The organism is Acinetobacter sp. YH12039, from assembly GCF_013420015.1.
In the GTDB taxonomy this organism is placed as follows: Bacteria; Pseudomonadota; Gammaproteobacteria; order Pseudomonadales; family Moraxellaceae; genus Acinetobacter; species Acinetobacter amyesii.
Map to the genome: position 1 here is coordinate 21666 of NZ_VOZA01000038.1, position 8848 is coordinate 30513.

Consider the following 8848-nt stretch of genomic DNA (forward strand, 5'->3'; position numbering starts at 1 on the left):
TACTCATGTGATCATCTATTTGAAAAAACTCTCCTAAGGGGGAGTTTTTTTGTGCGAAATTTGCTGAAAATTAATCTATATCTGTGATGTTGATATTAATAAAAATCCTTATAACTCAGGTGAATATAAGGGAGGCTTAAAAATAACCGATTATCCGAAATTGTGTCATTTTAAAGTAAAGATATTTGACTCATTGGAAAAATATGATAATAAATTAGCTATGGCGTGTTTAGGCATGTTCATAATATTTCAGGACGAAATATTCAGAAGCACATTAATAAATAAATGGGAGTTTTAACAACATGCTTCAATTATTCAGAAAACTATTTTGCATGCATATTTACGAATACGAGCAAATGGAAGAAATCGGTTCGCACAAGGAATGTCGTAAGTGCGGTGTGACAAAGTAATGCAGAGTCTAAGCCGAAAAAAAAGTGAGCGAAAGCTCACTTTTTTAATGCCGGTCAATATTGAAATCATTAAAATAGAATCACATCCACAGTTTTCATGCAGATATGAGTAAAGATTTTCAAGCCGAGCGTTATACCGTCGATGCCAATATGGCAGATACCATTGCATGGTTATTACAACATCAGGATTGCTTTGAATCTTTTCATTATGATGCGATTCAGCAGCAATTGGTGGTTCAACATGCTAATGGTCAAGACGTCATCCGTGAAGGGGATTATTTAAATGCAGGCTATGGCATTTTAATAACAGCACATAACTTCGCTAAGTAAACGATATATTTTCCCTACTCATGGTGATTTAGCCATTTCATTAATTCGCACCGTCTCTTGCATTGCACATTGAAACCTATCACTGATCATTCAATTGAACTAAGCCCCGAACTTCGGGGCTTATTTTAAGCCATTTGCATGGCATCAGTTGAAAGCTGTGCAGCATTTGGTTTGGGCTGTTCAGCCACTAAACCGAGTTTGCTAAATAAAAGCTGATCTTTGCCTTCGCCTGCATTTGGCGTGGTCAGTAGTTTTTCACCAGAAAAGAGTGAATTTGCACCTGCCATAAATGCCAAAGCTTGTTCTGAATCACTCAGGGATTCACGACCTGCAGAGAGTCGAATATAGCTTTTTGGCATAATGATCCGTGCGACTGCAATGGTGCGAATCCATTCGATCACATCAAGTTTCTCAACCTCTGCAAGTGGGGTACCTTGAATAGGGACAAGGAGATTAATCGGCACGGATTCAGGATGAATCGGTAGCGTTGCCAACTCCATCAAAAAGGCGATACGGTCATCACGGCTTTCACCTAAGCCCACAATTCCGCCGCTACAGATTTTCATTCCAGATTGGCGAACATAGTCTAGCGTCGTTAAACGGTCATCATAGCTACGCGTGCTAATGACATTGGGATAATACTCACGAGAGGTATCGAGGTTATGGTTGTAATAATCTAAGCCTGCCTCATGTAGGCGCTCTGCTTGAGACTGATTCAGCATGCCAAGTGTCATACAGGTTTCAAGTCCCAGCGCTTTGACTTCACGCACCATTTCTAGCACATAGGGCATGTCCCGTTCATGTGGATTGCGCCATGCAGCGCCCATACAAAAACGCGAAGAACCTGAGGCAAGCGCAGCTTTCGCTTCATTGATGACTTTTTCCACGGCCAGACGTTTTTCAGCCTCTAATCCAGAATCATAATGTGCGGACTGTGAGCAATATTTACAGTCTTCAGGGCACTTACCAGTTTTAATCGAAAGTAAGGTGCTGACTTGAATATGATTGGCTTGGAAATATTCACGGTGAATGGTCTGTGCTTGGAATAATAAATCCATCAATGGTTGTTGATACAACTCTTGTATTTCTGGGTGTGTCCAGTCATTTCGGTAGCTCATAAATAATCCATATTTTCTGCCTAATGCAAATCATCATACGTAAAATTTGCAGACTTCCAAGACTATTTTGTAACATTGAAAGTTGGCTATAGTGCATTAAAATGACTTTTTTAAAGAAGTTTTGATATTTAGGATACTTGCAAAGTTGTGTTAAATGTCAGCACAATCGCTACAATGTTTATTTTAGGCTGAAAAATTGATTTTCTTTGATTGCGCCACTAAGTTTTAGCTTAAATGAAAACTTTGTAAGGATCTGGAAAATATAGAATCAAATCCATTAAAGCATTTTTGAATTTTGTTCTGTAATTGCCCAATCAATATGAACTTGCACGATCGCGTCATGTTTTTCGCGAGAATTTTTTAATGATTGAACAATATTTGAACTGTATGGTGCATTGCCTAAGCCAATGGCGATATTTCGCATAAAGCTTTGATAGCCTGTTCGTCGGATAGGACTGCCTTCCGTGCAGCTTAAAAAGGTGGCTTCATCCCATTGCCATAGATCTAATAAACTCACTTGGTCGAGACCATGACGTGGATAAAAGTCCTCAATTTGAGTTTTATGCGCAAAGCTATTCCATGGACAGATAAGTTGACAGTCATCACAGCCAAACACACGGTTGCCAATGCCACGGCGTAATTCTTCAGGAATGATGCCTTTATATTCGATAGTTAAGTAGGCAATGCATTTACGTGCATCTAACATATAGGGCTCAACGATGGCCTGAGTTGGACAGATGTCAATACAGGCTGTGCATGAACCACAATGTTTGGTTGCCGGAGAATCAAAAGGCAAATCGAGTGATGTAAACAGCTCACCTAATACAAAAAATGAGCCTGATTTTTTATGGATCAGTAAGGTGTGTTTGCCTGTCCAGCCCATGCCTGCATTTTCAGCTAAAGATTTTTCAAACACTGGTGCAGAGTCGGCAAAGGGTCTAGATTCAAAATCTCCGATTTTTTCACGGATGATATTCGACAAGGTTTTTAAACGACCACGCATGACTTTGTGGTAGTCACGACCTCGTGCATAGCGTGCAATGATGGCTGAGTTTGGTTCATCTGGAACATAACGTGGTTTTGGTGTCTCGACCAAATAATCCATGCGGACACAAATGATACTGCGGGTACCGGGGACTAAAAGTACTGGATTGGCACGTTTTTCAAGGTTTTCCTCTAGGAATTTCATATCGCCATGATAACCACGTTCTAAATATTCTTTAAAACGAGGGAGTTCCTCTTGAGCATCTGGCTTTGCGATGACACAATCAGAAAAACCTAAATTTAAGGCTTGTGCTTTAATCCATGCTTTAAGGGTTTCTGGATCATATTGATCGACAGGAATTTTTTGTGCAGGAGTTGAAGCGGCCATAATCATAACAAGGAAAAACAATGCGTCTGCAAGTTTACCATAGCCCTGTTTATCTTAGCCAAAGTATTCAAGCTTGGGAGCAGCGTTGGTTTGCTCAGCACAATAGCAGTTATGGTCTGATGCAGCAGGTCGCATGGTCGATTGCTCAGCAACTCATTCCAATGTTAAAGCAGCAAAATTTAAAAAATATTGCCGTATGTTGTGGGCAGGGTAACAACGCAGGTGATGGATATCTTACAGCGCAATACCTACAGCAAGCAGGCTTTCAAGTCGATATCTATGCCGCTGAAATTGGAGCATCGAAGGACTTACATTGTGCAGTACAGGAAGCATTAGATCACAAGCTCAAGATCTATACACATTTTGATTTTCAGCGTGATTATGACGTCTACATCGACGCATTATTTGGTATTGGACTCAATCGTGAACTTTCTAATGAATGGCAAGCCATTATTCAACGATTGAATGCATGCATGGGACTCAAAGTTGCGATTGATATTCCAAGCGGATTACATGCCAATACAGGGCAGCCTTTACCCATCGCATTTCAAGCCGATTATACATTTACGGCATTGGGTCTAAAAGCAGGGTTATTTACAGGCCAAGCGAAGGAATATGCAGGTGAAGTTTCGGTGATAGCATGCATACCGACTGATATTAAGCTTGAGCCACTTGCGTATTTGTCACCGCAGAAAATCACTTTACCTGAGCGACAAGCTTTTGGTCATAAAGGCAGTTATGGCCATGTTTTGGTTGTTGGTGGACATGCTGAAATGGGTGGGGCGGTGATTATGGCTGCTGAGGCTGCATTCCATGCAGGTGCAGGTAAGGTCACGGTTGTTTGTGATGCACGACATCACACCGCAATTTTGGCGCGCGCACCGAATATTATGCTACGCGATATCAATGCTTTAAATACAGAAGCGATTCGGCAACTGATCGATCATGTCGATGCGATTAGCTTTGGCATGGGGCTTGGTCGTGACAATTGGGCACAACAGCAGTTTCAGTCATGGTTTCCATTGATTCAGCAGTCAACCTTGGAAATTGTTTTGGATGCAGATGCCTTGTGGTTTCTAGCTGAAACACCTGAAAAATTGAATACACGCACCTATGCAACGCCACATCCGGGTGAGGCTGCAAAATTATTGGGTCTATCTACTGCAGAAGTTGAAGCGGATCGTGTACAAGCAATTCAACATTTAAAAGAAAAATTTCAAGGTCAATGGGTGCTTAAAGGGGCAGGCAGCTTGATACTTGAAGATCAACTTTGGATTTGCACCGTAGGTAATGCAGGAATGGGGACAGGCGGTATGGGAGATGTGCTTGCGGGGATGATTGCAAGTTTAAAAGCACAATTTCATCAGCAAATTCATCTGCATGAAATCGTAAGCCTGCATGCTTTAGCAGGTGATGTATTGGCGAAGTCGGGGATGCGTGGTTTGCAAGCACAGGATATGGCCCAAGCGGTTTATCATGTGGTTAATCATTCAGGAGTTGAAGACTAAAATGCATGCAGTTAAATTGCGAATTCAAGGTAAAGTGCAGGGTGTTGGTTATCGTCGTTGGTTTGAACAGCAAGCGATTGCACTTGGTTTAAATGGCTATGTGAAAAATCTAGCGACGGGCGAAGTTGAAGCGCTGATTATTGGAACTGAAGACGCCATTCATAAAATACTTAAACACAGTCTGGTGGGGCCTTTACGAGCAGACGTGACTAAAATCGATCAGCAAGAAATTCCAATGCATGAATTAGACTATAGTGGTTTTAAAATGATTCGCTAAGTTTGATCACTAGATTGAGTGGGCTTTTGAAAACAATCTGAATTACTGAGCTATATGATTTGACGAATATTTATCGACGTCGAGTGCTTACACGGCTTCGGCCACGAGCCATACCACCTAAGGCATTCAGTACAGCCATTTTACTCATACTACCAGACGCATGCGCATGACAAATTGCGGCAGCCAAAGCATCGGCTGCATCCTGCTGGGGTTTGATGCTTAGGTTCAGAATACGCATAACCATCATTTGGACTTGTTCTTTATCTGCAGCACCATAGCCGACCACAGATTGTTTGATTTGGCGTGCAGTATATTCAGCGACTTGTAAATCTAAATTGGTTAAAGCAGCAATGGCGGCGCCGCGTGCTTGACCTAATTTTAAGGCCGAGTCAGGGTTTTGAGCCATAAAGACTTGTTCAACCGCAGCTTCAGTAGGCCCGTAAAACTTTACGATACGATCAATACCAGCAAAGATACGTTTTAAGCGTTCAGGCATTTCTGTCGTTTCGGTACGAATGTTGCCAGCATCGACAAAACGTAGTTTAGAACCATCCTTTTCGATGATGCCGTAACCAGTTAAGCGCGACCCAGGGTCAATACCGATAATTAATGACATGTTTGCCCTATTTGCCCTTTAAAAATAAAATAATGCCCATATTGTTACATAAGCGTGTCAAAAAAGCTTGATAGTGATTGAGCAGTTGAACGCTACACCTTAAATTAATTTACTGAGATTTGTTTAATTTTCATGAAATTATTTCTTCTGATTTTAGCAGGCTTGATCCTGGAAGTGTTTGTCTGGATCGGTGTGGGCGACCTCGTCGGCAGCATGTGGTATGTCTTTTTCTGGTTCGTGGCGGCCTTCTTTATAGGGATGAATATTATCCGTAAATATTCATCAGGTCTGATGCCTCAAATGCAGCAAATGCAAGCAGGTCAAATGAGTAATGATCCAGCTTTAACTGGAAATTTACCAAAAATTTTGGCTGGTTTCTTATTGCTGTTACCGGGTCTAATCTCAGATATTATGGCATTACTTATTTTGATTCCACCTGTACAAAATGCCATGAAAGCGGTCATGATGAAAACCATGATGAAGCGTCAACAAGCCATGATGGAAAAAATGATGGGTGGTATGATGGGCGATATGGGAGGCATGGGCGGTGCTCAAGGTCAGAACCCATTTGCAGATATGATGCGTCAAATGCAAGATATGCAAAATCAGCAATCAGGTCGTGATTCATCCGTTATTGATGGTGAAGCTCGTGAAGTGACGCCAGATGCGAAACAAATTGAACTGAAAGATGTCAATAAAAAATAATTAACTCAGTATGAAAGGCCGAATGTGTATTCGGCTTTATTTTTGCGTAAATTTTGATACGGCCTAAAAATAAACCTTGTGTTGCCAACAAAAAAATTGAACAAGCGATATAATCTTCACGTTTTAATTCAAATGAATCAGCTTGCATGTCACTGTTATTCACCATCTGTGCGCTTCATTTTGTTGCGCAGTTGAGTCCCGGTCCAGATGTATTATTAATTGCTAAAAGTGCAGCATCAACAACGCGTGCAAATACCTTAAAAATTATTGCGGGGATCTCTGTCGGGATTGTGGTGTGGGTCGTTTTAACCTTATTGGGCTTTACGGTTCTGGTTGAGCAATTTCCATGGATACAACAAGTTTTAATGGCTGTTGGTGGATTTTTCTTGGCGAAAATGGGTTGGGCGATGTTTAGTGGTGGGCTTAAAAGTTTAAATCAAACAGCCAATTTAGAAGATGGGCAGGCCTTAAGTCAGCAGAATACTGAAAATTATTTTTTATTAGGTTTATTTACAAATTTAGCCAATCCGAAAACACTGATCTATTTTAGTAGTGTGTTCTCACTGGCGTTGAGTTCATCAGCCAGTAGTAACCTAAAAGCACAGCTTGCTGTCATCATTCCGATTCAAACTTTTATTGTGTTTAGTCTGTTTATGATGATTATGTCTTTGCCTAAAATTAAAGCACTCTACCAACGTTCGGGTAGTTATATTGATGTGGTTTCAGGGGCGTTATTTTTAATTTTTGCGATTTGGCTGTGGTTCGACGCAATTAGAATGTTCAATCTTCAATAGCTGCAAACATATTGCTGTCAGCAAAGCGAAAGCCAAGTATTAGAACTTGGCTTTTTTTATGTGCCAATTTTATTGCTCTGGATTGGTTTGATCTTGGTCTTTAGATGGTGCTGTATTTGATGGATCTTGTGCAACATCGGTGGTTTCAGCATGATCACGATAACGGTTTGGCTTGAGGGTAGTTTCGGTATTTTCAGAGCCATTGTATGATCGGCTACGATTGGCGCGCTCACGTAAACCGCCTTTTTTGATTAACTGCACCATCGTCTAGAACCTCATTGCTATTGCCATAGTTTAAAGAATTTTCCTTGTGAAGATAAGTAAGCAGGGCAATGCAAGCGCATAAAAAAGCCTGAAATCATTCAGGCTTTCATCATTTTAATTTCTCGCTTTGAATGACTTTAACGCGACCTGATAACGGTGCTTAAATTCACTTGGCTATAATTTTACACATTGCCAGCTTGTTCATACGGCTGTATTTGGCTGTTGTCAAAAAAGCTTAATTTTTACCATCCTGCTTGAGTACTTCAAAGATGTTGAGTTGGGTTGTCGCTTCAGTATCGTGTTGTTGCAAATACACTTGGACACTCTTAAATAGAATGGCAACAGCCAAACAACTGAGTATGCAAAATATCCAAAAGCCATATGGGCTACGGATATTATGCGAGCCACATTCGGAACATTCTTTATCGCTTGAAGCCAATACTTTATTGCAACAAGCACAGTGATATTGATAGTGCATTGCGTTTCTCCATTTAGTCGAATTTGACCAACATTCTTGTTGTTATTGTCAACCATCAATCCGTGATGATTGTTTTATCTTAATGTGCAAATAAGCTGCTGTACAAGTTTTAAACGGTTTGTTTTGCTCATTATTGTGTAAGTGGAAAGCGTCAGAGAGTTAAATATTTGTTTTATTGATGATTTATAAATGAAACAAGACATGAATTTTCAGTCATAAAAAAAGCCAGTTCGAAAACTGGCTTTTGCTGTTCTGTTTAAACTGAATTATTGACCAGAACGGATGATGTAATCAAAAGCAGATAATGATGCTTTCGCGCCTTCACCTGTCGCAATGATGATTTGTTTGTACGGTACTGTTGTACAGTCACCTGCAGCAAATACACCTTTTACATTGGTTTCGTTGCGCTCGTTAATTACGATCTCACCGCGGTTTGAAAGTTCTACTGCTGTTTCTTTTAAGAAATCCGTGTTTGGTAACAAACCGATTTGTACAAAGATACCTGCCAATTCAATCGTTTTGATTTCATCTGTTGCACGGTCTTTGTAGTTCAATGCAGTCACTTGTGAACCATCACCAACCACTTCTGTAGATAATGCATTCATGATCACAGTCGTATTCGGTAAGCTGTTTAACTTGTCTTGAAGGACTTGGTCAGCACGAAGCTTGGTATCAAACTCAACAAGTGTTACATGTTCTACAATACCAGCAAGGTCAATCGCCGCTTCGACACCTGAGTTACCACCACCTATGACTGCAACACGTTTACCTTTAAACAATGGACCGTCACAGTGTGGGCAGTATGCAACACCACGAGTACGGTATTCTTGCTCACCTGGAACATTCATCTCTCTCCAACGTGCACCTGTTGAAAGAATCACTGTTTTAGATTCAAGTTTTGCACCATTCTCTAAAGTCACTTCAACTAAGCCATTAGCTGTTTGGTCAGCACCTTTGATGTCAGATACACGTTGCA

11 protein-coding genes are annotated in these 8848 nt (G+C 40.8%); 5 read left to right on the forward strand and 6 right to left on the reverse strand.

Features of this window, described 5'->3' with window-relative positions:
• Nucleotides 1-515 precede the first annotated feature (515 nt).
• Nucleotides 516-740 (forward strand): hypothetical protein, encoded by a 225-nt coding sequence (locus tag FTT98_RS13565; protein ID WP_168379636.1) that lies wholly within the window; start codon nt 516-518, stop codon nt 738-740.
• 125 nt (nt 741-865) lie between these two features.
• Here FTT98_RS13565 and bioB read toward each other — a convergent pair whose 3' ends face one another.
• Both bioB and queG read right to left on the reverse strand, forming a co-directional pair.
• Entirely contained in the window at nt 866-1858 is a 993-nt protein-coding gene (gene bioB / locus FTT98_RS13570) for a biotin synthase BioB (protein WP_168379635.1), read from the reverse strand.
• Between the two features lie 277 nt (nt 1859-2135).
• Nucleotides 2136-3230, reverse strand: a complete 1095-nt coding sequence (gene queG / locus FTT98_RS13575) for a tRNA epoxyqueuosine(34) reductase QueG (protein ID WP_180074052.1) — start codon at nt 3228-3230, stop codon at nt 2136-2138.
• A gap of 20 nt (nt 3231-3250) precedes the next feature.
• On the opposite strand from queG, the gene FTT98_RS13580 reads away from it, so the two are divergent.
• Together FTT98_RS13580 and FTT98_RS13585 are read left to right on the forward strand one after the other, a co-directional pair.
• The gene (locus FTT98_RS13580) at nt 3251-4738 is read left to right on the forward strand and encodes an NAD(P)H-hydrate dehydratase (RefSeq protein WP_180177482.1); all 1488 of its coding nucleotides are present in this window, start codon (nt 3251-3253) and stop codon (nt 4736-4738) included.
• 1 nt (nt 4739) lies between these two features.
• Entirely contained in the window at nt 4740-5015 is a 276-nt protein-coding gene (locus FTT98_RS13585; protein WP_078192889.1) for an acylphosphatase, read from the forward strand.
• A gap of 70 nt (nt 5016-5085) precedes the next feature.
• Here FTT98_RS13585 and ruvC read toward each other — a convergent pair whose 3' ends face one another.
• Nucleotides 5086-5631 carry a crossover junction endodeoxyribonuclease RuvC gene (gene ruvC / locus FTT98_RS13590; RefSeq protein ID WP_180177483.1) on the reverse strand — a complete coding sequence of 182 codons (546 nt, stop codon included), beginning with the start codon at nt 5629-5631 and terminating at the stop codon, nt 5086-5088.
• Nucleotides 5632-5763: 132 nt separating this feature from the next.
• Between ruvC and FTT98_RS13595 the strand changes: the two genes are divergently transcribed.
• Both FTT98_RS13595 and FTT98_RS13600 read left to right on the forward strand, forming a co-directional pair.
• Nucleotides 5764-6336: an FxsA family protein gene (locus FTT98_RS13595; RefSeq protein WP_078192890.1), complete on the forward strand. Its 573-nt coding sequence runs from the start codon at nt 5764-5766 to the stop codon at nt 6334-6336.
• Nucleotides 6337-6482: 146 nt separating this feature from the next.
• Complete coding sequence (locus tag FTT98_RS13600) at nt 6483-7130, forward strand: LysE family transporter (RefSeq protein WP_180003124.1); 648 nt, start codon at nt 6483-6485, stop codon at nt 7128-7130.
• A gap of 69 nt (nt 7131-7199) precedes the next feature.
• On the opposite strand, the gene FTT98_RS13605 is transcribed toward FTT98_RS13600, so the two are convergent.
• The 3 genes from FTT98_RS13605 to FTT98_RS13615 all read right to left on the reverse strand — a co-directional run.
• Complete coding sequence (locus FTT98_RS13605; RefSeq protein WP_180116589.1) at nt 7200-7394, reverse strand: hypothetical protein; 195 nt, start codon at nt 7392-7394, stop codon at nt 7200-7202.
• A 235-nt stretch (nt 7395-7629) separates the two neighbouring features.
• Nucleotides 7630-7872 (reverse strand): hypothetical protein, encoded by a 243-nt coding sequence (locus FTT98_RS13610; RefSeq protein WP_078192893.1) that lies wholly within the window; start codon nt 7870-7872, stop codon nt 7630-7632.
• Nucleotides 7873-8138: 266 nt separating this feature from the next.
• On the reverse strand, nt 8139-8848 hold a 710-nt coding region (locus FTT98_RS13615), incomplete at its 5' end, for an FAD-dependent oxidoreductase (RefSeq protein WP_180177484.1).